26 protein-coding genes are annotated in these 23,049 nt (G+C 64.4%); 10 read left to right on the top strand and 16 right to left on the bottom strand.

What is annotated here, in order from left to right:
• Positions 1-136: 136 nt before the first annotated feature.
• From ACOI1H_RS11990 to ACOI1H_RS11965, 6 genes are all read right to left on the bottom strand, one after another.
• The gene (locus ACOI1H_RS11990; protein ID WP_422437737.1) at positions 137-1,438 is read right to left on the bottom strand and encodes a TRAP transporter large permease; all 1,302 of its coding nucleotides are present in this window, start codon (positions 1,436-1,438) and stop codon (positions 137-139) included.
• A complete protein-coding gene (locus ACOI1H_RS11985; protein WP_422437735.1) occupies positions 1,428-1,949 on the bottom strand; it encodes a TRAP transporter small permease in 522 nt (173 codons plus the stop codon). Before ACOI1H_RS11985 ends, ACOI1H_RS11990 begins: the two co-directional genes overlap by 11 nt.
• A 63-nt stretch (positions 1,950-2,012) precedes the next feature.
• Entirely contained in the window at positions 2,013-3,101 is a 1,089-nt protein-coding gene (gene dctP, locus ACOI1H_RS11980) for a TRAP transporter substrate-binding protein DctP (protein ID WP_422437733.1), read from the bottom strand.
• Between the two features lie 21 nt (positions 3,102-3,122).
• Positions 3,123-3,998 (bottom strand): amidohydrolase family protein, encoded by an 876-nt coding sequence (locus tag ACOI1H_RS11975; protein ID WP_422437731.1) that lies wholly within the window; start codon positions 3,996-3,998, stop codon positions 3,123-3,125.
• Positions 3,995-4,483 (bottom strand): MarR family winged helix-turn-helix transcriptional regulator, encoded by a 489-nt coding sequence (locus tag ACOI1H_RS11970; RefSeq protein WP_422437729.1) that lies wholly within the window; start codon positions 4,481-4,483, stop codon positions 3,995-3,997. The genes ACOI1H_RS11975 and ACOI1H_RS11970 overlap by 4 nt, the downstream gene beginning before the upstream one ends.
• Positions 4,480-5,271, bottom strand: coding sequence for a crotonase/enoyl-CoA hydratase family protein (locus tag ACOI1H_RS11965; RefSeq protein ID WP_422437727.1), 792 nt, complete (start codon positions 5,269-5,271; stop codon positions 4,480-4,482). The genes ACOI1H_RS11970 and ACOI1H_RS11965 overlap by 4 nt, the downstream gene beginning before the upstream one ends.
• Before the next feature lie 102 nt (positions 5,272-5,373).
• On the opposite strand from ACOI1H_RS11965, the gene ACOI1H_RS11960 reads away from it, so the two are divergent.
• Positions 5,374-7,230 carry a feruloyl-CoA synthase gene (locus ACOI1H_RS11960; RefSeq protein ID WP_422437725.1) on the top strand — a complete coding sequence of 619 codons (1,857 nt, stop codon included), beginning with the start codon at positions 5,374-5,376 and terminating at the stop codon, positions 7,228-7,230.
• Between the two features lie 68 nt (positions 7,231-7,298).
• On the opposite strand, the gene ACOI1H_RS11955 is transcribed toward ACOI1H_RS11960, so the two are convergent.
• A complete protein-coding gene (locus tag ACOI1H_RS11955) occupies positions 7,299-8,900 on the bottom strand; it encodes an acyl-CoA dehydrogenase family protein (protein WP_422437723.1) in 1,602 nt (533 codons plus the stop codon).
• A gap of 88 nt (positions 8,901-8,988) precedes the next feature.
• Positions 8,989-9,903 carry a LysR family transcriptional regulator gene (locus tag ACOI1H_RS11950; RefSeq protein WP_422437722.1) on the bottom strand — a complete coding sequence of 305 codons (915 nt, stop codon included), beginning with the start codon at positions 9,901-9,903 and terminating at the stop codon, positions 8,989-8,991.
• A gap of 109 nt (positions 9,904-10,012) precedes the next feature.
• Between ACOI1H_RS11950 and ACOI1H_RS11945 the strand changes: the two genes are divergently transcribed.
• From ACOI1H_RS11945 to ACOI1H_RS11915, 7 genes are all read left to right on the top strand, one after another.
• The gene (locus ACOI1H_RS11945; protein ID WP_422437720.1) at positions 10,013-11,188 is read left to right on the top strand and encodes a cytochrome P450; all 1,176 of its coding nucleotides are present in this window, start codon (positions 10,013-10,015) and stop codon (positions 11,186-11,188) included.
• Between the two features lie 17 nt (positions 11,189-11,205).
• A complete protein-coding gene (locus tag ACOI1H_RS11940; protein ID WP_422437718.1) occupies positions 11,206-11,529 on the top strand; it encodes a 2Fe-2S iron-sulfur cluster-binding protein in 324 nt (107 codons plus the stop codon).
• A gap of 5 nt (positions 11,530-11,534) precedes the next feature.
• Positions 11,535-12,704 (top strand): NAD(P)/FAD-dependent oxidoreductase, encoded by a 1,170-nt coding sequence (locus tag ACOI1H_RS11935; RefSeq protein ID WP_422437717.1) that lies wholly within the window; start codon positions 11,535-11,537, stop codon positions 12,702-12,704.
• Positions 12,705-12,822: 118 nt separating this feature from the next.
• The gene (locus ACOI1H_RS11930; RefSeq protein WP_422437715.1) at positions 12,823-13,527 is read left to right on the top strand and encodes an alpha/beta fold hydrolase; all 705 of its coding nucleotides are present in this window, start codon (positions 12,823-12,825) and stop codon (positions 13,525-13,527) included.
• Entirely contained in the window at positions 13,524-13,892 is a 369-nt protein-coding gene (locus ACOI1H_RS11925) for an extradiol ring-cleavage dioxygenase (RefSeq protein ID WP_422437713.1), read from the top strand. Before ACOI1H_RS11930 ends, ACOI1H_RS11925 begins: the two co-directional genes overlap by 4 nt.
• Positions 13,885-14,730, top strand: a complete 846-nt coding sequence (locus ACOI1H_RS11920; RefSeq protein WP_422437712.1) for a class III extradiol dioxygenase family protein — start codon at positions 13,885-13,887, stop codon at positions 14,728-14,730. The genes ACOI1H_RS11925 and ACOI1H_RS11920 overlap by 8 nt, the downstream gene beginning before the upstream one ends.
• A complete protein-coding gene (locus ACOI1H_RS11915) occupies positions 14,730-15,044 on the top strand; it encodes a YciI family protein (RefSeq protein WP_422437711.1) in 315 nt (104 codons plus the stop codon). The genes ACOI1H_RS11920 and ACOI1H_RS11915 overlap by 1 nt, the downstream gene beginning before the upstream one ends.
• A 7-nt stretch (positions 15,045-15,051) precedes the next feature.
• Here ACOI1H_RS11915 and ACOI1H_RS11910 read toward each other — a convergent pair whose 3' ends face one another.
• From ACOI1H_RS11910 to ACOI1H_RS11875, 8 genes are read right to left on the bottom strand one after another with little or no spacing between them, the layout of a single operon-like run.
• A complete protein-coding gene (locus ACOI1H_RS11910; RefSeq protein ID WP_422437710.1) occupies positions 15,052-15,423 on the bottom strand; it encodes a VOC family protein in 372 nt (123 codons plus the stop codon).
• 55 nt (positions 15,424-15,478) lie between these two features.
• Entirely contained in the window at positions 15,479-16,789 is a 1,311-nt protein-coding gene (locus ACOI1H_RS11905) for a TRAP transporter large permease (protein WP_422437708.1), read from the bottom strand.
• A complete protein-coding gene (locus tag ACOI1H_RS11900) occupies positions 16,786-17,295 on the bottom strand; it encodes a TRAP transporter small permease (RefSeq protein WP_422437706.1) in 510 nt (169 codons plus the stop codon). Before ACOI1H_RS11900 ends, ACOI1H_RS11905 begins: the two co-directional genes overlap by 4 nt.
• 3 nt (positions 17,296-17,298) lie before the next feature.
• Positions 17,299-18,357, bottom strand: coding sequence for a TRAP transporter substrate-binding protein (locus ACOI1H_RS11895; protein WP_422437704.1), 1,059 nt, complete (start codon positions 18,355-18,357; stop codon positions 17,299-17,301).
• A complete protein-coding gene (locus ACOI1H_RS11890; RefSeq protein ID WP_422437702.1) occupies positions 18,357-19,412 on the bottom strand; it encodes a 4-oxalomesaconate tautomerase in 1,056 nt (351 codons plus the stop codon). Before ACOI1H_RS11890 ends, ACOI1H_RS11895 begins: the two co-directional genes overlap by 1 nt.
• The gene (locus tag ACOI1H_RS11885; protein ID WP_422437701.1) at positions 19,405-20,076 is read right to left on the bottom strand and encodes a 4-carboxy-4-hydroxy-2-oxoadipate aldolase/oxaloacetate decarboxylase; all 672 of its coding nucleotides are present in this window, start codon (positions 20,074-20,076) and stop codon (positions 19,405-19,407) included. The genes ACOI1H_RS11890 and ACOI1H_RS11885 overlap by 8 nt, the downstream gene beginning before the upstream one ends.
• A gap of 1 nt (position 20,077) precedes the next feature.
• Positions 20,078-21,034, bottom strand: a complete 957-nt coding sequence (locus ACOI1H_RS11880) for a VOC family protein (RefSeq protein WP_422437700.1) — start codon at positions 21,032-21,034, stop codon at positions 20,078-20,080.
• 8 nt (positions 21,035-21,042) lie between these two features.
• Positions 21,043-21,777 carry a PIG-L deacetylase family protein gene (locus ACOI1H_RS11875; protein ID WP_422437698.1) on the bottom strand — a complete coding sequence of 245 codons (735 nt, stop codon included), beginning with the start codon at positions 21,775-21,777 and terminating at the stop codon, positions 21,043-21,045.
• Positions 21,778-21,930: 153 nt separating this feature from the next.
• Between ACOI1H_RS11875 and ACOI1H_RS11870 the strand changes: the two genes are divergently transcribed.
• Both ACOI1H_RS11870 and ACOI1H_RS11865 read left to right on the top strand, forming a co-directional pair.
• Positions 21,931-22,800: a DUF1932 domain-containing protein gene (locus ACOI1H_RS11870; RefSeq protein WP_422437697.1), complete on the top strand. Its 870-nt coding sequence runs from the start codon at positions 21,931-21,933 to the stop codon at positions 22,798-22,800.
• The coding region (locus ACOI1H_RS11865) for a LysR family transcriptional regulator (RefSeq protein ID WP_422437696.1) at positions 22,797-23,049 on the top strand (253 nt) is incomplete at its 3' end. The genes ACOI1H_RS11870 and ACOI1H_RS11865, both read left to right, overlap by 4 nt.

The following is a 23,049-nucleotide window of genomic DNA, read 5'->3' as shown; positions in this document are numbered from 1 at the left end:
GATTAAGTATTACTTTAATACTTTTGTAAATAATTTTGTGAGGCGGATGTCGCTGGTCTTTCGTGAACAAGGACGACGTCCATTCGCTCAATGATCGGGCCGCAATCGCCAGCCATCAGACAATTCTTCAAAGCCGTCAATTCATCAAGCTCGGCAGAAACAGGATCACGGTCGGAAAGGCGATCGCGATCGCAACGACGATGAGATCCGCCAGGACGAACGGAAGAACGCCGCGAAAGACCTGTGCCACGGTCACGTATTTGTCGGCCACGTTCTTGATCACGAAGACGTTCATGCCGACCGGCGGGGTGATCATCCCGATCTCCAGCAGTTTGACGACCAGGACGCCGAACCAGACCAGCGACACACCCTGCGCTTCCAGCACGGGAAGAAAGACCGGCAGGGTGACGAGCATCGCACCGAAGGGTTCCATGAACGTGCCGAGGACGAGGTAGATGCCGACGATGACCAGCATCAGCCAAAGATAGGACAGATTGGCGTCCGACACGGTGGAGGCGATGAAGCCCGACAAGCCTGAAAGCCCGAGGAAGCGGGTGAACATCGTCGCTCCGATCCCGATGATCAGGAGCGATCCCGTCGTGGTGACGGTCTCCAGCACGGAACTGCGAAAGGCTTCGCGAGTCATGCGACCTGTGACCAATGCGATCAGAATCGTGCCCATTGCGCCGACGGCCCCCGCCTCTGTCGCGGTGAAGACGCCTGAAAACAGCCCGCCAAAGACCAGCAGGACAAGGCAGCCGACAGGCAGAACTTTCAGCAGGACCTGCAGTCCGTCGGCTGGAGCCGTTGCCCCGCCCGGAGGTATGATGTCGGGTCGCAGCCAGCAGATCAGCAGCACGACAGCGCAGTAAGAAAACGCCGTCATCAATCCGATGGTGATGCCACCGACAAAGACCTGCGTCACCGACGTTTCGGCGATGATGCCGTAAATGATCATCAGGATGGACGGCGGAATCAAGGCACCGATCGTGCCGCCTGCAGCGATGCTGCCGGCGGCAATGGACGGCCGATAGCCCGCCGCCACCATCTCGGGGATTGCGATGCGGCCCATCGCAGCGGCGGTCGCCAGCGACGACCCGGATACGGCGGCGAAGGCAGAGCAGGCAAAAATCGACGATATGGCAAGGCCGCCGGGCAGGCGCGCCAGCAGAATCTTGGCCGCGTCGAACAGGCCGCCGGTCAGTCCGGTGTGAAAGGCGATGAAACCCATCAGCAGGAACATGGGCACCGCGCTCATCGTCCAGCTCGCGACGAAGGAATAGGGCGTGTTCTGGAGGATGCCGAAGGCGGGCTTCACTCCGATCAGTGCCACGATCCCGCCGAAGGACACCAGGATCAGCGCCAGCGCCACCGGCAGGCGCAACAAAAGCAGCAGGCCGAGGATGGCGATGCCGTAGAACCCGACTTCAACGCTCATTGTGGTATCCGTCCAGGTCCGCCAAGCGCGGTCTTGCAATCACCAGCGCGGTCAGCAGGCAGGCCACGACGGCGATGCTGAATCCCAGCGGCGGCAGGAAATACGAATGCCAGACCGGCATCTGCATGTTTACCAGGTCCACGAAGGCCCCGGTGCGCATCTCGCTGAACGCCTTGGGCCATGTCGCGCGCGCTAGCATCAGGTAGACTAGCGCCGCGATCAGCATGACGGTGACATCGGACCAGCGGCGAATGCGGTCGGACATGGCGAAATCCAGAAGTTCGACCTGAATCATGTCGCGTCGCTGCTCCAGCCAGGCCAGCGGCAAAAAGGCGATGCCGACCATGTAGTACCGGGCCACGATCTCTGGGGCGGAGTTCATGGAATGGCGAAACAGGTTCCGCAGCGCCACGTCGAGACAGATGTGCGCCATCATCGCGACGACGGCTGCTGCACCGATAAGCGCCAGCAAGGTATTGAGCCTGCTGGACAGGGTAAGCAGGAATTTCATGGTGCCGCCTGACAGGATGCAGATACCCGGCCCCCACAAGAGGCCGGGCAATGATGTGCGGGATCAGTTGCCGTAGGTGGTCAGATCGACCTTGGACCAGATTTCGTCCTGCGCACGCGCGGCCAGCGCCACGGGATCGTCACCCACTTCGTCCACGATGGCGGTCCACTTCTCGACCGTGTCGGCGAATTGCTTTGCCAGCGGGTTGGCGGCCTCGCGCTCTGCCACGTCGGCGGCGGCAAAGTCGTCGGACGCCTTCAGGAACGCCTCATCCGGGGTGATGACCTCGATGCTGCTGGCCGCGACCGCATCGTTGGCTTCCTGCGGCAACTGGATCGCCCAGCGGTCGGTCAACTGGGTGTCTCCACGATTGGCCGCGGCGACCAGGACGGTGCGATCCTCGACCGACATGGCGTTCCAGGTCTCTGCCGCCACGGTGAAGTTCGACGTGACGTGATAGGTGCCCAACGGGACGAGTGTCACGTATTTCGCTACGTCGACCAGACGGTACGACAGCATGTCCACGATGGACCCCATCGATCCGTCGATGGTGCCTTGGCTCATCGCCTCGAAGGTGTCGCCTACGGCAATATTAACGGGCGTCGCACCGAAATGTTCGGCCCAGCGCGAGTAGGGCGCGCCGCCAGATCGCAGGCGCAGGCCTTGCAGGTCTTCCGCCGTGCGGACGGGTGTCGTGGTCAGCAGGACGTAGACATCCGACGATCCGGCCCCAAGGAACACGCTGCCGAATTGCTTGAACTCTGCCTGGCAGGGGGCACAGTTGACGCCGAAGTCGGTCATCGCGAGGCCCATCGCGTAGGAATTGCGGCCCAGCAGCGCAAGATCGCCCGCAACGCCGGTTTCGGGAAAGTCAGCGGCGAAATACAGCGGCAAGGCGTTGCCGATGTTCGCGAGCCCCGATTGCAGGGCATCCTTCACCTGCGGCAGCGCCACGACTTCGGGCCCGATGATGGTCGCGGTCATCGTGCCGCCCGATTCCTCGGTCAGGAATTCCGCGAATCTTTCGTACATGTAATAGGCCGGATGCACGGGCGGCGCCGCCGGGGCGACCCGCAGGTCCTGTGCGATGGCCGCTCCTCCGGCCAGCATCGTCACGGTCGCCGCAACCATCAGATTGACGTGTCGTCTCATGTTCGTTCCTCCCTCAAGGTCTTATAGTTTCAAAAGCCGTCTCGCATTGTCTTTGAGAATTTTGGGGATGACGTGCGGCTTCATTTCAAGCTTTTCGAAATCCGCCAGCCAGCGGTCCGGGGTGATCGCGGGCCAGTCTGACCCGAAGAGCATCTTGTCCTGCAGGATCGAGTTGCAATATTGCACGAGGATCGGCGGGAAGTACTTCGGCGACCAGCCGGAGAGGTCGATGTAGACGTTCGGCTTGTGCTGCGCCACGGCTAGCGCTTCTTCCTGCCACGGAAAACTGGGGTGGGCCGCGATGATCGGCATGTCGGGGAAATCGACGGCCAGATCGTCCAGATGCATGGGGTTTGAATACTTCAGGCGCATTCCCATGCCGCCACGCATCCCCGATCCCACGCCTGTCTGGCCTGTGTGGAACAGTGTGATCGCGCCCTCGTCGGCGATGGCTTCGATCAGGGGATAGGCGCTGCGGTCGTTGGGGTAGAAGCCCTGCATCGTGGGATGGAACTTGAACCCCTTCACGCCGAATTCGCGCACCAGTCGCCGCGCCTCGCGTGCACCGGCGCGACCCTTGGCCGGGTCGATGGACGCGAAAGGGATCATGATGTCGCTGTTTTCGGCAGCGATTCGGGCGACTTCCTCGTTGGAGTAGCGGCGGAAACCCGTCTCCCTCTCGGCGTCCACGGGGAAGATCACGCAGGCGATGTCGCGTTCGCGGTAATAATCTGCCGTGTCCTGCACCGAGGGCAGCATCCCGTCGACCCCGGCGGGGTTCTTGAAATACTTTGCCATGCCCTGCTGGAATTCGGTGTAGCCGTCGTCGCGGGTACCGCAGCAGGGTTCTTCGGCATGGACGTGGATGTCGATGGCCTTGATCCGGTCGAGGTTCATGTCGTCTCCTTCGGCGCAAAGCCGCAGTATTTCATCAGCAACCCGGCCAGTTGGCGCGACTCGTCCGGCGTCAGATCGCTGTCGTGATAGGCGTTGACGCCAAAGAAATGCGCCTCGTTCGCGGCGACGAAGTCCTCGCCGACAGTTGTCAGACGCAGGTGAACAGATCGGCGGTCGGCGTCAGGGACGTGGCGGGCAACCATCGCGCTGTCCTCGAGCCGGCGGATCGTCTTGGTCATATGGGCGGGCTTGATGTTCAGGGTCTGGGCCAGGCGACCCTGTCGGATACCCGGGTTCAGATGGATCACCCAGAGGATCGAAAATTCGCCGGGCCGCAGGTCACTGTCGGCGAAGCGCGCATAGAACTTGTCGTAGACGCGCAGTTGGGCGATCCGCATCAGGAAACCGAGAGAATGCTGCAATGCGCCGACAGTGACGTGCTGGTCGTCGGCCTGAACCGGATCGATGGCCTCGATTCCCGTCATGAATTCGGGGCCTTCACCTTGCCCGCACCACGTTGCAGGAAATCGTTCAATCGCGCTTCTGCCTCGGGCGTGGTGGCCGAAAACGACGAGATGAAGCTTTCCACGAACAGCCCGTCGGCTGGTGCCATTTCGTTGATCCGGGGCAGGGCGTTGATGATCGCGTAATTGGAGAATGTCGAATTCGACGCTGCGCGTTCCGCCAGACTGATCGCGTGATCCAGCGCTTCGCCCTTGGGCACGACGTATTGCACGATGTTCCAGCGCTCGCCCGTCCGGGCATCGACGGAACGACCGGTCAGCATCATGTCGGTCATCCGCGCCACGCCGGTCAGTCGCGCAATCCGCACCGATCCGCCGCCGCCGACGAAGATGCCCCGCTGACCTTCCGGCAGGGCAAAGAAGGTCGAGTCGTCCGCAACGCGCACATGGGTGGACGCCGCAAGTTCAAGCCCGCCGCCCACGACCGCGCCGTGCAAGGCCGCAATCCAGGGGATCGGCCCGAATTCGATCTGGGCGAACACGTCGTGCCAGGCTCGGCTGCCTTCGACGCCCTGCATCGGGGTCTTCTTGACGTGTTCCGCAAGGTCGAGGCCGGCGCAAAAATGTGTCCCGTGACCGAACAGGACCGCGGCCTTCGCCTCGGCGCGGGCCCGCCTGACGTTCACTTCGATCGCTCGCACGAAACGGTCGCTGATCGCGTTGCGCTTTTCCGGTCGGTTCAGCCCGACAAGGGCGATATCGCCGCGCAATTCGTAGGTGACCTGTTCATTCAAGGTGCTGTCGTCCACGTCGCATCGTCCCCTTCTGTTGCGGAATCGTATATGCGTAAAAGTTTTCCTTGGAAACGATTTTTTTGTATCCAATACTGGCGCAAGGTGGAGGAAGACACGATGACCGAAGTCAAGACGACCCCGATGCGCGACGTGGCCCTGTGGCATCCGGTCGTCGCAACCCGGACCCGTCCCGACGGCACGTTGCTCGTCTGGCGCGAAGACCCGCTGGGGCCTTATCCGGACCGCCTGTCGGACCGCATCCTGCACTGGGCCGACGTGCGGCCGGACCATCCGTGGATGGCCGAACGCGGACCCGACGGCGACTGGATCAAGGTCACGTTTCGACAGCTTGGCGACTTGATGCCGCGAGTCGGCACTGCTTTTCTGGATCACGGCCTAACCGTGGACAAGCCTTTGCTGATCCTGTCGGGCAACGGCCTGGACCATGCGATCGCGGCACTCTCGGCCCAATATGTCGGCGTGCCATCGGCTGCCGTCGCCCCCGCCTACTCCCTTGTCAGCACCGACTACGAAAAGCTGCGGTCCATCGCCGCGCAGATCACGCCGGGTGCCGTCCTTGTGCGCGACGCGGACCTGTTCGCCCACGCGATCACAGCCGTTTTCGCACCCGACATTCCCGTCATCGCCGTGACCGGATCGCTGCCGGACCGCGCGGTTCTGTCATGGGCCGATGTCATTGCCACACCCGCGTCCGACCGGGCAGAGGCCGCGCGGCAGGCGACTGGCCCGGATACCGTCGCCAAGTTCATGTTTACCTCCGGCACGACCGGATCGCCCAAGGCGGTCATCCAGACCCAGCGGATGTTGTGTTCCAACCAGCAGATGGTGCTGGATTGCTACGCCTTCATGCGCGACGAACCGCCCGTCTTCGTGGATTGGGCCCCCTGGAACCACGTCGCGTCCGGTTCCAAGGTGTTCAACATGGCGCTTTACAACGGTGGCACCTTCTACATCGACGCCGGCAAGCCGACGCAAGAGGGGATGAAGGAAACCATCCGCAATCTGCGCGAAGTGTCGCCCACCTGGTATTTCAACGTGCCTGCCGGATACGAACGCCTTGTGACCGAGATGGAGCGCGACATGGCCCTGCGCGATGCGTTCTTTCGCGACGTCAAGATGATCCTCTATGCCGGTGCCGGCATGGCCGCGGATACCTGGGCCCGGCTCGAGGCGTTGTCCGTCGCGGCCATCGGGCGGCGCGTGCTGCTGTCCACCGGGCTCGGGTCCACGGAAACCGCCCCCTTCGCGATCTTCTGCACCGATCCACAGGACGGGCCGGGCAACTGCGGCATTCCGGCCCAAGGCGTCACGATGAAACTCGTGCCCGACGGCGACAAGCTAGAGGCGCGGTTCAAAGGCCCCAACGTGACGCCCGGCTACTGGCGTGACCCGGTCAGAAGCGCCGAGGCCTTCGATGAGGAAGGCTTTTATCGCATGGGCGACGCCATGCGCTTTGCTGTGCCGGGTGACGCTGCGCGTGGCTTCGTCTTCGACGGGCGCACCGCCGAGAACTTCAAGCTGCGGACCGGCACCTGGGTCGCGGTCGGCGCGCTGCGGGCCGCGTTGGTCGATGCGCTGGGCGGTCTGGTGCGGGATGCTGTGATCGCGGGCGAGGGGCGCGCCGACCTGGGCGCGCTTCTGGTCCCCTACCGCCCCGCCGTCGAAGCACTGGTCGATGGCGGCACTGAAATGGACGATGCGACCCTTTTCAATCATCCGACCCTGATCGCCCGCCTGCAAAGCCTGTTGCAGGCCCATGCCGGACGGTCCACCGGATCGGCCAACCGGATCATGCGGGCGCTTGTGCTGGATACCCCGCTGTCTTTCGACAAGGGTGAAATCACGGACAAGGGGTCGGTCAATCAGCGCGCCGTCCTGCGTCATCGCGAGGCCACCGTCGACCGCCTGTTCACAGATGCCGCAATCCGCGGGGATGGGGACACCCAGGCGTGAAGGTCGCTGGCACCAGTGCGACCGGGCTGCAACCGAGATAGGGGTGCGGGGCTGTTCGGTGGCTTGCGCTATCGCAAGGCGTCCCGCACTGCCGCATCGTGGACAGCGAACCTTTCCACGATCTGCGCCAATGCTGCATGGGCTGCGTCCGGGTCGCTGATAGCCACGCGCGGCGCGAGAACAACAGTCAGGGCCAGCCATCCTGCCCGCAGCCAGGCGTCCGCCGCCCAGAGGCGACGGGTCGCATCCGGACAAGCGCGCAATGTTTCGGCTAGTGCGGCAAAATGGGCCAGAACTGTCGCACCTGCACCAGTGATATCGCCGGATTGCGCCATGAAAGCATCGAGACCACCCCGATCCCGGATCAGGCGGCGGTCAAGAAAGTCGATGGCCTGCATCCCCGTGGTGCCTTCGTAGATCGCCAAAACGCGGGCGTCGCGAACCGCCTGCTCCAACGGCCAGTCGGCGGTGTAGCCCGCCCCGCCCAGCACCTGAAGGCCTGCATTGGCGACGGCGCTGGCAGTCTCGGCGCCGAAGGTCTTGATCAGCGGCAGCAGCCAGGCGGTATAGGCCGCAGCCGTCACATCGCCCGACCGTGCCAGATCCATCTGCGTGGCCAGCTCCAGCACGGCGGCCCGCAGGATCTCTGTCTGCCCGCGCATCCATCGCAGTTGCCGCTGCACGTCCGGGTGGCTTGCAATCGGCACCGGGGCCGCATCGGATGGGCCGCCCTGCACCCGGTCCTGCGCAAAGGCGATCGCCACGTCGCAGGACAGGCTGGCGATGCCCAATCCCTGACACCCGGTCTGAAGGCGCATCAGTTCGATCATCGTGAAAAGTTGCGACAGCCCGTGCCCCGTCTTACCGATCAGCGTGGCCTCGGCGCGGTCGAAATGCAGCGCGCAGGTGGGCGACCCGTGCAGCCCCATCTTGTCTTCGATCCGCAAAAGCGAGACGCCGTTGGAGTGGCCGTCGGGCTGAGCGGACGGCACGAGGAACAGGCTGAGCCCGCGCGTGCCGGGCGCGTCGGAGGTCCGCGCCAGCAGGCAGTGGCCGATCATCGGGGTCAGGTCGTGGTCGCCGAACGAAATCCAGATCTTGTCCCCCGTAACCCGCCAGCCCCCGTCCGTCAGCGCGGCCACCGTGCGGATGCGTCCGACATCCGACCCGGCACCGGGTTCCGAAATGCAGATCGTCGCGGTGCGCGCACCGGAGATCAGGGCAGGGACCCAGTCTGCGGCAATGTCGTCGGGCGCATGCTCGGCCAACAAGACGGCACCGGACCGGCTGGCTCCGGTGGCCATGTTGAACGCGATGCCGCCCCGGTCGAAGATCTGCGCCGCCGCCGCCTGCAACACGACCGGCAGGCCGCTGCCGCCCCTGTCCTCCGGCAGGTCAATCCCGATCCAGCCGCCGTCGGCATAACCGCGCCAGGCGGCGTGATAGCCCTCAGGCACACGCACGCGACCGCCTGCGACGGTGCAGCCAACGCGGTCCGCCGCGATGTTCAGCGGCCCAATCACATCGTCCGAAAAGCGCCCAGCCGAATCCAGGATGGCTGCCGCGACAGTATCGTCAAGGTCGTCCCGGACGGCACACAGCCGGTGCCATGCCGGTGTCGCGTCAAGCAGGGCAAGCGTGCGGCGTTGCTGATCGCGGCTGTTGGTCATTGCGGCTTCTCCCGATGTTGCGCGGACTGTCGGACGCGAATGGTGGCAGGTCCAGATGCGCTGTGGCCGCCCCATCGTCGCGTTGTGGTCAGGCCGCACCAGTCGTGGGGCGTTGAAAACTGTCCACAATCAGATCGCGCACCCATTTCAGCATGGCGGAGTCGTGCTTTTCGGCGGTCCACACAAGTTGCACGGGCAGCGTCACCGCAACGGGGCAGGGGATCACGCGCAGACCGAGACCGACCTTGGCGGCCAGGGCTGCCGGAAGGGTCGCCACCAGACACGACCCGCGGACCAATTCTTCGATCCCTGCGGGACTGGGAATGCGGATCGCCGGACGCAGCGCATGACCAAGGCGGTCCAGTTCCGACAGGTAATTGGACCGCCAGCGTCCGCCGTAGGTCACGAGGATATGGTCAAGCGACAGGTATCGCGCCAGCGTCAGCGCGGCATCCGCGTCCGGGTGATCCGGGTCCATCAGGCAGGCATAGCTATCCGTCGTCAGCGTGCGCGCGTAGAACGCCGCGTCGTCGCGCTGGAACGGGCCGATCAGCAGGTCGGCCTCCCGGTTCAGCAGCTTCTCGTGACCTGTGCCAGAGGCATCGACGATCTCGACCTCCATACCGGGTGCCGCGCGGGTCAGCGCCGCGGCCACACGCGGCACGATCAGCATCCGTTCATAGTAGTTGCAGGCGATGACAACCCGATCCGTCGCCGTCAAAGGGTCGAACCTTCCAGAGGCCCGCAGGCGGCGCGCCTCTGCGATGGTCGTGTCGGCGAAGGCGATGATTGCCCGGCACCGGTCCGTGGGCCGGGTCCGACCCGCGATGCGCACGAACAGCGGATCGTCGAAGACCTGTCGCAACTTGTCCACGTTGTAGCTGACGACGGACTGGCTGACGCCCAGCACCTCTGCCGCCCGCGTGAAGGATTCCGCACGGGCCACAGCCGCAAGCAGATGGAAGGTGCGCAGGTCGAGGGACAGCAGATCACTCTGGGTCATGCCTCAGTCTACGATCTGAAAACCAGATGGCAATCATCCATTGGATGACCTTTTCAGATGAAGCGCCGCCCGCTAGCTTGAAGCGATACCTTTGGGAGGAGGACAGCAGATGCCTTTGGCACCGGTCGACACCGACGTGGGCATGGATCAGCTGACGCTGGACCCCTATCCGATCTATCGCCGGATGCGGGCCGAAACGCCCGTCGTGCGGGTCGAAGGGGTCAAGCGGACCTTTCTGACCAAGGCGGCGCATACGAAGCTGGTCAAGGACAATCCAGAGCTTTTCAGTTCCAACGATCCCAATACCCCCATGCAACCCGCCTTTCGCGCCCATACGCTGATGCGCAAGGACGGCGACGACCACCGGCGCGAGCGCATGGCGATGCAGTTGGCCTACACGCCCAAGGTCATCAAGCAAAACTGGGCGCAGATCTACCGCGACATCACCGACACCTACCTGTCGCGTCTGAAGAAGGGCGAAACGGTCGACCTTTACAAAGAAATCTGCGGACCGGTTTCTGCGGCGATCCTGACGCACATCCTTGGTCTGGACGGTGCGACCGACGAACAGATGATGCGCTGGTCGCAGCAGTTGATCGACGGGGCCGGCAACTTTGCCTGGCGACCTGAACCCTTTGCCGTCACCGACCGCGCCAATGACGAGATGAACGCCCATTTCGACAGCCTTGTGGACTATCACAAGGCGAACCCGAACGCCTCGGCCTTTTCGCTGATGGTCAATGCCGACGACCCGATCCCGCAAAGCCAGATCTACGCCAACATCAAGATCGCCATTGGCGGCGGCATCAACGAGCCTCGCGATGCGATGGCCACTATCGTTTATGGCCTCCTGACCAATCCCGACCAGCTTGAAGAAGTCAGGCGGCAACAGGCCTGGGGGCAAGCGTTCGAAGAGGGTGTGCGTTGGGTCGCACCCATCCAGGCGTCCAGCCGGCTGGTGCTGGAAGATACCGAGATCGGTGGTTTCGACATTCCCAAGGGCGACACGGTGATGACCATCCAGGCATCATCCAACCGCGACGAGGATCTGTTCGAGAATGGCGAGGACTATATCGTCTTTCGCGACAAGAACCCGCATCAGGCCTTTGGCAGCGGCCCGCACCATTGCGCCGGGGCCCATATCGCCCGCCGCACGGTGGGCGAGATCATGCTGCCCGCCCTGTTCGAACGGTTCCCCGACATGACCCTGCCTGACCCCTCGGCCGTGAAATGGCGTGGCTTCGGATTTCGCGGGCCGATCAACATGCCCGTCACGCTGAACTGATCCTGAAAGGACATGACATGGTCAAGGTGACCTACATCGCCGCAAACGGCACGGAAACCACGGTCGATGCCACCGATGGAGCCAGCGTCATGCAGACCGCGCTCGACAACGACGTCGACGGGATCGTCGGTGAATGCGGCGGTGCGATGATGTGCGCGACCTGCCATTGCTACGTCGACGATGCCTGGACCGACCGGACCGGCGATCGTCGCGCGGGCGAGGACGACATGCTGGAATGTGCTGCCGACGACGTGAAGCCGACCTCTCGCCTGTCCTGTCAGATCAAGCTGACCGAGGATCTTGACGGTCTGGTCGTGCATTTGCCGACCGATCAGGTCTGACTCCGGTGGACCGCATCGTCATCGTCGGCGCAGGGCAAGGTGGGCTTCAGGCTGCCATGTCGCTGCGGCAGGACGGTTTTGCAGGCTCCATCACGCTGATCGGCGGTGAGGCCGGTTTGCCTTACCAGCGCCCGCCGCTGTCCAAGGCCTATCTCAAGACCGGCGATGCCGACGCGCTGCGGCTGCGGCCGGACACGTTCTTTGCCAAGTCGGACATCACGCTCGTCAGCGGTGTCTGGGTGGACCGCATCGACAGGGTGGGCAAGGCGGTCCACGCAGGCGACCGCAGCTTTGCCTACGATCACCTGATCCTGGCCACGGGCACCCGCAATTTGCGGCCGACCATTCCCGGCCTTGACCGCGCGCTGGACCTGCGCACGCTTGAGGATGCGCTGCGGCTGCGCCGGGTCCTGGACAGCCCCCGCCGCTGCGCGGTGATCGGCGGCGGCTTCATCGGGTTGGAATTCGCGGCCGTCGCGGCCGGTCTGGGCCACGTCGTTACAGTGGCCGAGGCCGCGCCCCGCCTGATGTCGCGCGTCGTGTCGCCCGAGATGTCGGACCGGTTTCTGACTCTGCACCGCGATGTGGGAACGACGGTTCATCTGGAATCCGCGGTGACGCAGGTGACGGACACTGGCATCATGCTGATGGACGGGACCGCCATTGCCGCGGACGTGACCCTTCTGGCGGCCGGCGTCGTGCCGAACACGGTGCTGGCACAGGACGCAGGATTGCGCGTCGACAACGGCATCGTGGTCGATGACCGGCTGCTGACCGAAGATCCCGCGATATCCGCGCTGGGCGATTGCGCGGTCTTTCCCGATCCCACCACCGGACGCCCTGTGCGGCTGGAAAGTGTGCAGGCGGCGACGGACCATGCGCGCCTGATCTCACGCCGTCTGATGGGCAAGTCGGACGATCCCTATGCCGCCGTGCCGTGGTTCTGGTCGGACCAGGCAGATGCCAAATTGCAGATTGCGGGACTGGCCACGCCGCAGGACGAGGCTTTGACCGGCGACGACGGCGCTGTCTGGCGCTTTGCCGGCGACAGGCTGTCGGCGGTCGAGACGGTCAACGACGCCAGGACGCACATGCAGGCGCGTAAGCGTCTGGCGGGCGGACCCGTCGACAGAACCGCGCTGGTGGCAGCCCGGTTCGACCTTCTCGCGGTCTGACCGCACGGCATAGGTGGCCGCATGACATGACAAGATTGGATCGCCTCATGAAGAACACGCCCAAGGCAGCGGCGACCGGCATCGGATGCAGGTCCTTTCAACACGAAAGAGGCTGCGCGTGACCGATCACACCATCGTCCTGATCCCCGGTCTGATCTGCGACCGCACCGTCTGGGCACCCGTTCTGGACCAGCTTGGTCCTGATGTCGTCGTTGCCGACCTGACCTCGCAAAGCGACATCACGGATATGGCGCGGGATTGCCTTGCCCTGGCCGAGGGCCGTCTGCGCGTCGCCGGTCATTCGATGGGGGCCCGTGTGGCGCTCGAGATGGCGCGCATGGCCCCGAACCGGATCGACCGGTTGGCGCTTCTCGATACTGGCATCCACCCCTTGAAGGATGGTGAGCGTGAAAAGCGCGAAGAGATCGTGGCCTTCGCCCATGCCAACGGGATGCAGGCCCTCTGCGACCGCTGGCTGCCCGGCATGGTCCACCCGGACCGCCACGGTGACGCCGACCTGATGGATGCACTGACCGCGATGGTGCTGCGCCAGACGCCCGACATTCATGCCCGTCAGATCAAGGCGCTGGTGAACCGTCCCGACGCCGCCGCCTATCTGCGCGAGATCGCCTGCCCTGTCCTGCTGATGGTCGGGCGTCAGGACAGTTGGAGCCCCGTGTCCCAGCACGAAGACATGCTCGCCCTTCTGCCCGACGCGCGGCTTGTCGTGATCGAGGATGCGGGCCACTTTGCCCCTGTCGAACGCCCGACTGAGACCGCCGCGGCCCTTGTCCCGTTCCTGCAAGAGGATACCTCCTTATGACCTTTATCAAGTCCCGCGCCGAAGGCGACGTCATTCCGCAGACGCCGTTGTTCGATCGCGCCCGGTCCACATCCGGCTATGCGATCAACAAGATGGCCAACGGTCTGTCGCAGCCGGACAACCGCGCCGCCTTCAAGGCGGACGAATCCGCCTACATCGACCGCTACGGACTTTCGCCCGACCAGAAGCAGGCAGTGATGTCGCGCGACTGGAACGAGATGATGCGACTTGGCGGCAACCTGTTCTATATCCTCAAGATTTCCGCCGTCGACCCGACGCCCATCACGCAGATCGGCGCGGCGCAGGCGGGTATGGACCACGACGAATTTCTGAATAACCGATTGGGGAAAAAGAAGAATGGCTAGGATCATCGGCGGCCTTGGCACCAGTCACGTTCCGTCCATCGCGGCGGCCATCGACAAGGGGTTGGCGGACACGCCCGACTGGAAGCCGCTGTTCGACGGCTATATTCCGGCGAAACAATGGGTGGCGGACCACAAGCCCGACATTGCCGTCGTGATCTTCAACGACCACGGCAATGCGTTCTTCCTCGACAAGATTCCGACGCTGGCCGTCGGCGTGGCCGACCGCTATCGCCCCACCGACGAAGGCTGGGGGCCACGCCCGGTGCCCGATTTCATCGGCGCGCAGGATTTCTCGTGGCATCTGGTCGATACGATGGTCGCCGACCATTTCGATCCGCTGGTCTGCATGGAACTTGACGTGGATCACGGACTACAGGTTCCGATGGAGCTGTTCTTTGGCAGGCCAGAGGCCTGGCCCACGAAGATTGTGCCGATCCTTGTGAACACGATCCAGTATCCGATCCCGACCCCGCAGCGAATGTGGCAATTGGGCCAGACTCTGCGTCGCGCGATCGAAAGCTGGGACACTGACGAAACCGTCGCGATCCTGGGCACCGGCGGGCTGTCGCACCAGTTGCAGGGCAGTCGTGCCGGGTTCATCAACGCGGCCGCAGATCAGGCCTGGCTGGCCGACATCGGCCCCAACCCACAGAAATACCGCGACATGACCCGCGAGGATTTCGTCGAAACCTTCGGATCGGAGGGGGCCGAACTGATCATGTGGCTCGTGATGCGCGCGGCGATGAATGACACCGTGCGCACTGTCCACTCGCACTACTATTCGCCCGCATCCATGACCGGCACCGGCATGGTCGTGCTGGAAAACGAGGGCGGGTGATGTTCTTTCTGATGCAATGCACCCACCATCCCGACATGGACGCGACACGCGACGCCCTGCGGCCGGATCATCGCGCCTGGGTCGCCACGGGTGGCGACGGTCTGGCGCGTGTGCTGGTGGGCAGCGCCACCTTGCATCCCGACATGACGGCGCTGGGCAACTTCGGCATCCTGCAGTCCGAGAGCGAGGCGAACGCCATGGCTTTTGCGCAGGGCGATCCCTTTGCGAAGGGGGGCGTCGTGTCGGACATTCGGTTGATCCGCTTGGCCGACGGTTTTCAGGCCCACCGCATCGACCCCATGACACCGGCCTGATCCGTCGTCATTCGGCCGCGTGGCAGACCATCTCGATGTTGTGGCCGTCCGGGTCGCGGATGAAGGCCGCGTAATAGGTGTCACTGTATTGGGGCCGGATGCCGGGTGCACCGTTGTCGGTGCCGCCGGCTGCCAAGGCACAGGCATGGAATTCGTCCACCTGCTGACGGGACTGCGCCGTGAAGGCGATATGAAGGTGCGCCGGGGTTTGGTCCGTCTGGAACAGACACAGCGACGCCTCTGCCTCGGTCAGCAGTTCGATCCCCGAGGAGGGTGGCCCTTCGTGCCCGGCCCGGATGCCCAAGGGGGCGAGGGCGCGCAGATAGAAGGCCTTGCTGGCCTCGTAATCGGTGACACCGAACTTGACGTGATCGAACATCGACGCTCCTGACGGGCTGGATTGCGTGTTAGACCTAGACCCCTCCGCAGGCCAGTCAACCGCCGGTGATCATTGTGCTGGGCAGGTAGAGAGAGATCTCCGGGAAGGCGATCAGGATCAGCAGGGTCACGAACATCGCGATCCAGAACGGGATGACGCCAAGGAATATCTGCCCCAGCGGCACGTTCGGTGCGACCGATTTCACGATGAAGACGTTCACGCCGACAGGGGGCGAGATCAACCCCATCTCCAGCGTCAGGACGACCAGCACGCCGAACCAGATCGGGTCGATTCCCAGCGCCGTGATGACCGGAAAGAAGATCGGCATGGTCAGCACCAGCATGGCGAACCCCTCAAGAAAGCAGCCCAGCACCATGTAGCACAGCAGGATCAGGCCGAGAACGCCAAGCGCCGGGATGTCCAATGCGGCCAGAAATTCGCCGACCGCCTGCGGGATATGGGACAGGGCCAGAAACGGATTGACGAGGTGGGCCGCGATCAGGATCAGCATGACCGTCGCGGTCGTCACCACTGAATCCTTGCAGGCCAGCCACAGCGACGCCAGGCCCAACGACCCGGTCAGGAAGCCCCAGATGATGACGAGGCCCGCACCGACTGCCGCCGCCTCGACCGGAGAGAACAGGCCGCCATAGATGCCGCCGATGGTCAGGACGATGACGACGCCGATGGGGGCTGCGCCGGTGATGCCGGTGATCTTTTCGCGGACCGTCGTGCGCGGTCCCATCGGGGCGAGTTTCGGGTTGAACCAGCACAGGATGCTGATGGTCAGGACGAACATCCCCAACAGCAGCAAGCCGGGCAGGACACCCGCCAGGAAAAGGCGGCCAATGCTTTCCTGCGCCAGAATGGCGTATATCACGAACCCGGTGGACGGGGGGATCAGGATGCCCAGGGTGCCGCCCGCGGCGACCGACCCGGCAGCCAGTCGCGGATCGTAGTCGAACCGCTCCATCTCGCCCAAGGACACCTTGCCCATCGTCAGCGCGGATGCGACCGACGATCCGGACAGTGCCGCAAAGCCGCCGCAGCCGATCACGGTCGCGGATGCCAGACCGCCCCGCACGGACCCGATCAGGGCATAGGCCGCGTCATACAGCCTGCGGCTCATGCCCGTTTCGGTTGCGACGTTGCCCATCAGGATGAACAGCGGCACGACGATCAGTTCCGACGACGAAGCGAGGGTAAAGCTTTCGGAGGCCAACAGGCTTGTCGCCGCGTCCCACCCGCGCAACAGCACGATGCCGCCAAAGCCCACGGCGAACATCGCAAAGGCGACAGGGACACGCAGCGCAAGCAAAGCCAGCAGGATCGCGATTCCGGTCAGGCCGATGGAAACATCGGTCATAGCGCGTCCTCGATCCGGTGCCTGCGCATCCCGCCAAACATCAGCGTCACGGCCCGCAGGCCCATGCCGAAGGCGGCGATCAGGGAAAAGACGATGACCGCATACTGGAACCAGACCTTGGGCAGCTGGATGATGTTTGTGGCCAGGTTCAGCATCTTCGACAGCTGGGCGCTTTCCCACATGGTCCAGGCGATCCCCGCAAAGATTGCAGCACCTAGTAATGCTGAGATCACGTCGCCTGCGTGGCGCATCCAAACGGGCATGGCACCTTCGAACAGATCGACGGCGATATGGCCGCCCTGCCGATCACACAGGGCCATGCCGCCGAAGACGAGGATGACCATGGCCATGGTGGACACGTCCTGTGCCCCAGACAGGGGTGCGCCGAAATAGCGGCCCACCACGTCGGCAAGGATCACCACGACCTCGGCGATCAGTCCCAATGTGCCGATCAGGGCGGCGAGGCTGGTCAGCCCCGCCGCCCACCGGTCCAGACGGTCCAGCATCTCCTATTGGCCGCGCATGGTGGCCAGCACCTCTTCGCCGCCGACTTCGGCTGCAATCGCCTCACCCAGCGGTGCGGTGATCGCGTCGAAGGGGGCCGCCTCGTCCGTTGTCAGTTCGATTACCGTGTTGTCGCCGGTGGCCTTCACGCTTTCCAGCACGCTGGCAGCGGCGGCGTTCCAGCCGTCCTCTGCCGATTTGGACAGCGGACGCCCCTTGATCGTATCGATGGCGGCCCGTTCGACGTCGCTCAGACCCTCGTACCGCGCGGCGTTCATCACGAAGTAGAACGAGATCTGCCCCAGCGCCGGTCCGGTGGTATAGCTGTTCGCCACCTCGTCCAGCTTGAAATCGCCGACGGCCGAGGCACCGGTCACAATCCCGTCGATCAGACCCGTTTGCAGCGCGTTGTACATCTCGTTCGCCGGCATCTGCACCGGAGTAGCCCCCAGCGCCTCGATCACGCGGGCGGCGGCGGACCCGGACACGCGAATCTTCAACCCCGCGATGTCGTCGGGCGTGCGGACGTCGTGGTCCTTCATGATGAAGATGTTGGGTTCCGACAGCCACAGGGCCAGTGGCACGGTGGCCGGAAACTCCTGTTCCAGCAGGCCGGCGTCATAGGCATCCCACAGGATGTCATAGCCGTTGCGGTCTGCCGCCTTCACGCCCGGCAGTTCCGACAGCATCGTCATGGTGAATTGGGACGAGGTATAGCCCTGTAGCCCCCAGACGATATCGGCCACGCCCTGCACGGCCCTGACATACTGTTCCAGCGGCCCGGCACCCAGCTCTCCACCCGGATAGACATTGACCTCCAGCCCGGACCCGCCACTCGCGGCCGCCGCGATGAAGGGGTCGATGACAGCCGAAGTCAGGGTGTGCTGCGGCGGTACGAAGTGCGCGATGGACAGGGTTTCGGCCACGGCCGGGGCTGCAGCCAGAAGCGCCGTCGCGGCGCAGGCAGTCTTGAACAGGTTCATCATGATGTTTCCTCCCTTGGTGATGAAAGCGACAGGCCCGGCGGGCCTGTCGGTCGCGGTGTTGCGGACGGTCCCGGCCATTACGCCGGCCCCGGAAAGACAAGCCCATCGAACAGCTTGCGGGCAGTGCGCAGGGTGCCGGCCTGACGGACGTGCCCGTCCGGGTCGCGGCGCAGGATGACCTCTGCGGCCCCCGTGGGATGCGCGATGCGGAAGACGTCGCCGTCGGGCAGAGTAGCCAACTGTGCCGCCGGCGATCCCGGCAGGGTGCAGGCGGTGGCCACGGTCACGGCGGCAAAGACGCCGATGGTCGCATGGCAGCGGTGCGGGATGAACGACCGGGTCGAGATCGTGGCACCGGATACTGCACTGACCAGCGTCATCTTCGGCACGCTCTTGTCGGTCACGTCGCCAAGGTTCATCAGCGGCCCGGCCTGCAGACGAATCCTTTCCAGCCTCGCCTTCAGCGCCACATCGGCATCGAGCGTCGCGCGATCCTCTGCCCCCGTCAGGCCAAGGTCGGCGGCCGCCATGACAACGCAAGGCATCCCGTTGTCGATCAGGGTGCAGGCGATGCCGTCGATGGTGTCGACCGCATGGCCTGTCGGCAGCAGCGCGCCACACATGGACCCCGCAAGGCTGTCGAACAGCAGCGGCACTGCGGCGTGCGTGCCGGGAACCCCGTCGATGCGGGCGCTGCCGGTGTAGCTGACGCGACCGCCGGGCGTCTGGATCGTCGCGGTGGCGACTTCTCCGGTGTTGACCATGTGGATGCGGACCGGCGTTTCCGGGCCCGCGACCGCCACCAGACCGCGTTCGATGGCGGCGGGGCCGACCGCCGCCAGGATATTGCCGCAGCCCTGCGCATCGCTGACCAGCGCCTGATCCACGAAGACCTGCAGGAACAGGTAGTCGACGTCCGCGTCGGCGCGGCTGGCGGGCCACAGCACTGCGACCTTCGACGTCAAAGGGTCAGCCCCGCCGATCCCGTCGATCTGCGCGGGGTCCGGCGATCCCATGATCCGCAACAGCAGACTGTCGCGCGCCGCCGTGTCGGCAGGCAGGTCGGAGGCAAGGAAGACCGCCCCCTTCGATGTGCCGCCGCGCATCCACAGGCAGGGGATGCCGTCAGACATACGTCAGGCCCTTCTCGGCCAGCCGGGCGCGCATGTCGTAGATGTCGAGGCCAAGTTCACCGGCCGCGAGCCGCTTGCGTTTCGTGTCTTCCAGCGCCAGCCGCGCCTGCGACTTCTCATTGACCTCCGCCGCATCGGCACGGCGCACCACGACGACGCCGTCGTCGTCGGCGACGATGACGTCGCCCGTCTCGATCAGTTGTCCGGCGCAGACGATGGGGACGTTCACCGAGCCAATCGTTTCCTTGACCGTGCCAGCCACGCTGACGGCCTTGGACCAGACCGGAAAGCCCATCTGCGTCAGGTCGCGCACGTCGCGCACGCCCGCGTCGATCACGAGGCCCCGACAGCCCCGCGCCTGCGCAGACGTGGCAAGCAGGTCGCCGAAGTAGCCCATGTCGCAGGGCGACGTCGGTGCCAGCACCATGATGTCGCCCTCTTTCAACTGCTCGATCGCGACGTGGATCATCCAGTTGTCGCCGGGTGCGGCAGAGATCGTGACTGCCGATCCGGCAATTTGCGCACCCGCATAGATCGGTCGCATGTAGGACGCGAGGCAACCGATGCGGCCCTGCGCCTCGTGCACCGTGGCGGCCCCGGCGCGACCAAGCGCGTCGATGACGTCGGCCTGCGCGCGGGTAATGTTCTGGACGACCTGCGCCATGTCAGTGATCCTTTGCCGGAGGCGTGCCGTGGGTGTGGAACGTGTCGATGGTCTTCAGACCCCAGGCTTGGCCCTTGCGGCGGTCAGCCTCGGTCCATTTCACCGGCTTCCAGTCGGGGGCCAGCATCAGGCGGGCACCGGCGTTGGCCAGTTCCACCCGGTTGCCAGCTGGCTCCCAGACATACAGAAAGAACGTCCCCTGGATCGCATGCTTGTGCGGTCCCGTCTCGATATGCACGCCGTTCTGCAAGAAGACGTCGGCAGCGCGCAGGATATCCTCACGCTGGTCGGAGGCATAGGTCACGTGGTGCAGGCGACCCTTGCCGGGCCCGTGTTCTTCGGTGCAAGCCAGATCGTAGGTCTTGTTGTTGACGGTGAACCAGCATCCGCCGATCCGCCCGTTGTCCAGTGCGATGTATTCGGTGACGCGGCTGCCAAGACAGGTTTCCATGAATCGCCTGAACTCTGTCACGTTGGCCGCCAGCAGGTTCACATGGTCGATCCGGCGCGGTGCGGCCCCGGTAAAGGCGGATGCCGTGTTCTTCAGCGCGGGGCGGCGAGTGTCGTCTTGCGCCGCGAACCCGCGGGTGTCGTAGTAGACCTCGAACAGGTGGCCGAACGGGTCCTCGAACCGATAGGCGCGGCCGTGGCTGTCGTCGCCGTCCACCCAACCGTGGTTGATGAAGTCCGACGCCTTGATCGCGGCGACCCGTCTGTCCAGAGCGCTGGGCGACGCCGCGCGGTAGCCGATATGCGCGACCCCGGTGGTGTCGGACCGCGTCAGCTTCAGCGTGCAATGTTCGTAATCGTCCCAGGCCCGCAGATAGGCGCTGACATCGTCCCGCCCGGACAGGTGCAGCCCGTAGATGCGCGTGAAGAAATCAAGGCTGTCGTCGAAGCGGTCGGTCAGCATCTCGACATGGCCCAGATGGGCGATATCGTGGCTGTGATCCGTCACCGCACCTATTAAAGACTGTCCACCGTGCGCGGAAAGATCGACTGGAAGCCTTCCGCAAATTTGCAGTCACGCCCACCCGACTGCCCGCCGGAGTTGCGCTTGAAATGGTTCGCCCGCTGCTGGGCCACGCGGGTGTAATAGTCCCACAGGTGTTCCTGCCCCTGCATGAATTCGATCGCGGCGCGCTTGCGGTCCCAGACCGGCGTGATGTCCAGGAAGGTGTCGGGCTTCCAGCCCATCTGCTCGGTCTGGTGCGGCTCGAACAGGTACAGCTGCGGCGCGCCCAACACCTTGCCGCCCAGATTGTGACCCCAGGCCTGCGCGATCATCCGACATTCAAGAACGGCATTGGTCGTGTTCATGTGGTCGGTGTTGTAGGGGTCATACTGGCTGTGGCTCAGCATGAAGGACGGCTGCACGGCGCGGATCACGTCGACGATGCGGTCCTTGTTCGCGCGGGTGAAATCCAGCGGATAATCCCCCATGTCGAGCGTGATCAGATCGTGCACCCCAAGCGCCTCGGCGGCTGCCTCGGCCTCTGCATGCCGAGCATCCTTGACCTTCTGCAGCGTCATCCCCTCCTGCTTCCACAGCTTGGCGCTCTCGCCGCGCTCGCCATAGGACAGGCACAGGACGGTAACGTTCACGCCCTGCTGCTGATGCAGCGCAATGGCCCCGCCGCAGCGCCAAACAAAGTCTGCCGCATGGGCTGAGATGACTAGTGCTGTGCGGGATGCGGGCATGGTTCCTCCGGTCGGTGCTTGGGTCGTGTCTAGCAGTGGGGATGGACGTTGCCCAATTAGAAAGCCGTGCAACAGCATAAGTAGACGCTATAAGCGCTGGTCATCGATCGGGGGCCGACCTATCCTGATCCGCATACGCGACCGGAGGGAGCCATGACCGATCACATTGCCTTTGTCGGTTTCGGAGAAGCGGCCATGGCCCTTGTGACCGGATGGGAGGACCGGCGTCCGTCGCGGATCACGACCTACGACGTCAAGACGGACGATGCTGCGACCCGCGACGCGCTGCTGTCGCGGTATGCTGAATACGCGGTGGCGGGGTCCGGTGACATTGCCGCTGCATTGGCCGATGCGCCGGTGATCTTCAGCATGGTCACGGCCGACAAGGCGCTGGAGGCGGCTCGAGATGCGGCACCTCATGTTGCGTCGGGTGCACTCTGGCTCGACTGCAACTCCTGCGCCCCAGAAATCAAGCGCGCAGCGGGGCAGGTGATTGCCGCTGCGGGTGGACGCTATGTCGATGTGGCCGTCATGGCACCGGTCTTTCCCAAATTGCACCACGTCCCGCTGTTGGTGTCCGGTCCGCACGCACAGGTCGCGATGGATGTTCTGACGGCGCTGGACATGCGGCCTGCGTATGCTGGCACCGACATCGGCCGCGCCTCCACGATCAAGATGTTGCGGTCCGTGATGATCAAGGGGATCGAGGCGCTGACGGCCGAATGTTTGCTGGCCGCTCGCCGTGCGGGCGTCGAGGATGAGGTCATCGCGTCGCTCGACGCGTCCGAGCCCGGCGCGGATTGGCGCGGGCGCGGGGCCTACAACCTTGACCGGATGATGGTCCACGGTGCCCGTCGTGCTGCTGAGATGCGCGAGGCCGCGGCAACCGTCGCGGCGCTTGGCCTGACGGGCCGGATGGCGACGGCCACGGCGGAATGGCAGGACGAGATTGCGGCGACAGGCGCAGCGGCGGCAGGGGACGATCTTGCCGCGCGCGCGGATGCGCTGCTGCAAAGACTGTGACCGGCGCGGGGCTCCGGCATCTGCGCGTCCTGCTGGCGGTCGCAGAGTCGGGGTCGGTGACGGAGGCGGCACAGGCGAGCGGCGTGTCGCAGCCCGCCGTGACGCAGGCCCTGCACAAGCTCGAATCCATCGCCGGCGGTCCGCTGTTCGACCGCACCCACCGTGGCACCTTTGCAACGCCGCGCGGCGCGGTGCTGATCCGGCGGGTGCGGCGCGCGCTGGGCCGTCTTGATCCTGCACTGACGGCCG

It is taken from the genome of Loktanella sp. DJP18 (genome assembly GCF_049310965.1).
Taxonomy (GTDB): domain Bacteria; phylum Pseudomonadota; class Alphaproteobacteria; order Rhodobacterales; family Rhodobacteraceae; genus Loktanella.
The sequence above is the reverse complement of the archived record's forward strand: the minus strand, read 5'-3'. Positions and strand labels throughout refer to the sequence as shown.

Bases quoted from the DNA above. Each gene is read 5' to 3' on its own strand.
- ACOI1H_RS11960 (WP_422437725.1), top strand. From the start codon at position 5,374: ATGACCGAAGTCAAGACGACCCCGATGCGCGACGTGGCCCTGTGGCAT.
- ACOI1H_RS11915 (WP_422437711.1), top strand. From the start codon at position 14,730: ATGTTCTTTCTGATGCAATGCACCCACCATCCCGACATGGACGCGACA.
- ACOI1H_RS11910 (WP_422437710.1), bottom strand. From the start codon at position 15,423: ATGTTCGATCACGTCAAGTTCGGTGTCACCGATTACGAGGCCAGCAAG.
- ACOI1H_RS11975 (WP_422437731.1), bottom strand. From the start codon at position 3,998: ATGAACCTCGACCGGATCAAGGCCATCGACATCCACGTCCATGCCGAA.
- ACOI1H_RS11945 (WP_422437720.1), top strand. From the start codon at position 10,013: ATGCCTTTGGCACCGGTCGACACCGACGTGGGCATGGATCAGCTGACG.
- ACOI1H_RS11925 (WP_422437713.1), top strand. From the start codon at position 13,524: ATGACCTTTATCAAGTCCCGCGCCGAAGGCGACGTCATTCCGCAGACG.
- ACOI1H_RS11885 (WP_422437701.1), bottom strand. From the start codon at position 20,076: ATGGCGCAGGTCGTCCAGAACATTACCCGCGCGCAGGCCGACGTCATC.
- ACOI1H_RS11875 (WP_422437698.1), bottom strand. From the start codon at position 21,777: ATGCCCGCATCCCGCACAGCACTAGTCATCTCAGCCCATGCGGCAGAC.
- ACOI1H_RS11870 (WP_422437697.1), top strand. From the start codon at position 21,931: ATGACCGATCACATTGCCTTTGTCGGTTTCGGAGAAGCGGCCATGGCC.
- ACOI1H_RS11900 (WP_422437706.1), bottom strand. From the start codon at position 17,295: ATGCTGGACCGTCTGGACCGGTGGGCGGCGGGGCTGACCAGCCTCGCC.
- ACOI1H_RS11990 (WP_422437737.1), bottom strand. From the start codon at position 1,438: ATGAGCGTTGAAGTCGGGTTCTACGGCATCGCCATCCTCGGCCTGCTG.
- ACOI1H_RS11895 (WP_422437704.1), bottom strand. From the start codon at position 18,357: ATGGCCGGGACCGTCCGCAACACCGCGACCGACAGGCCCGCCGGGCCT.
- ACOI1H_RS11905 (WP_422437708.1), bottom strand. From the start codon at position 16,789: ATGACCGATGTTTCCATCGGCCTGACCGGAATCGCGATCCTGCTGGCT.
- ACOI1H_RS11970 (WP_422437729.1), bottom strand. From the start codon at position 4,483: ATGACGGGAATCGAGGCCATCGATCCGGTTCAGGCCGACGACCAGCAC.
- ACOI1H_RS11940 (WP_422437718.1), top strand. From the start codon at position 11,206: ATGGTCAAGGTGACCTACATCGCCGCAAACGGCACGGAAACCACGGTC.
- ACOI1H_RS11950 (WP_422437722.1), bottom strand. From the start codon at position 9,903: ATGACCCAGAGTGATCTGCTGTCCCTCGACCTGCGCACCTTCCATCTG.
- ACOI1H_RS11890 (WP_422437702.1), bottom strand. From the start codon at position 19,412: ATGTCTGACGGCATCCCCTGCCTGTGGATGCGCGGCGGCACATCGAAG.
- ACOI1H_RS11920 (WP_422437712.1), top strand. From the start codon at position 13,885: ATGGCTAGGATCATCGGCGGCCTTGGCACCAGTCACGTTCCGTCCATC.
- dctP (WP_422437733.1), bottom strand. From the start codon at position 3,101: ATGAGACGACACGTCAATCTGATGGTTGCGGCGACCGTGACGATGCTG.
- ACOI1H_RS11955 (WP_422437723.1), bottom strand. From the start codon at position 8,900: ATGACCAACAGCCGCGATCAGCAACGCCGCACGCTTGCCCTGCTTGAC.
- ACOI1H_RS11985 (WP_422437735.1), bottom strand. From the start codon at position 1,949: ATGAAATTCCTGCTTACCCTGTCCAGCAGGCTCAATACCTTGCTGGCG.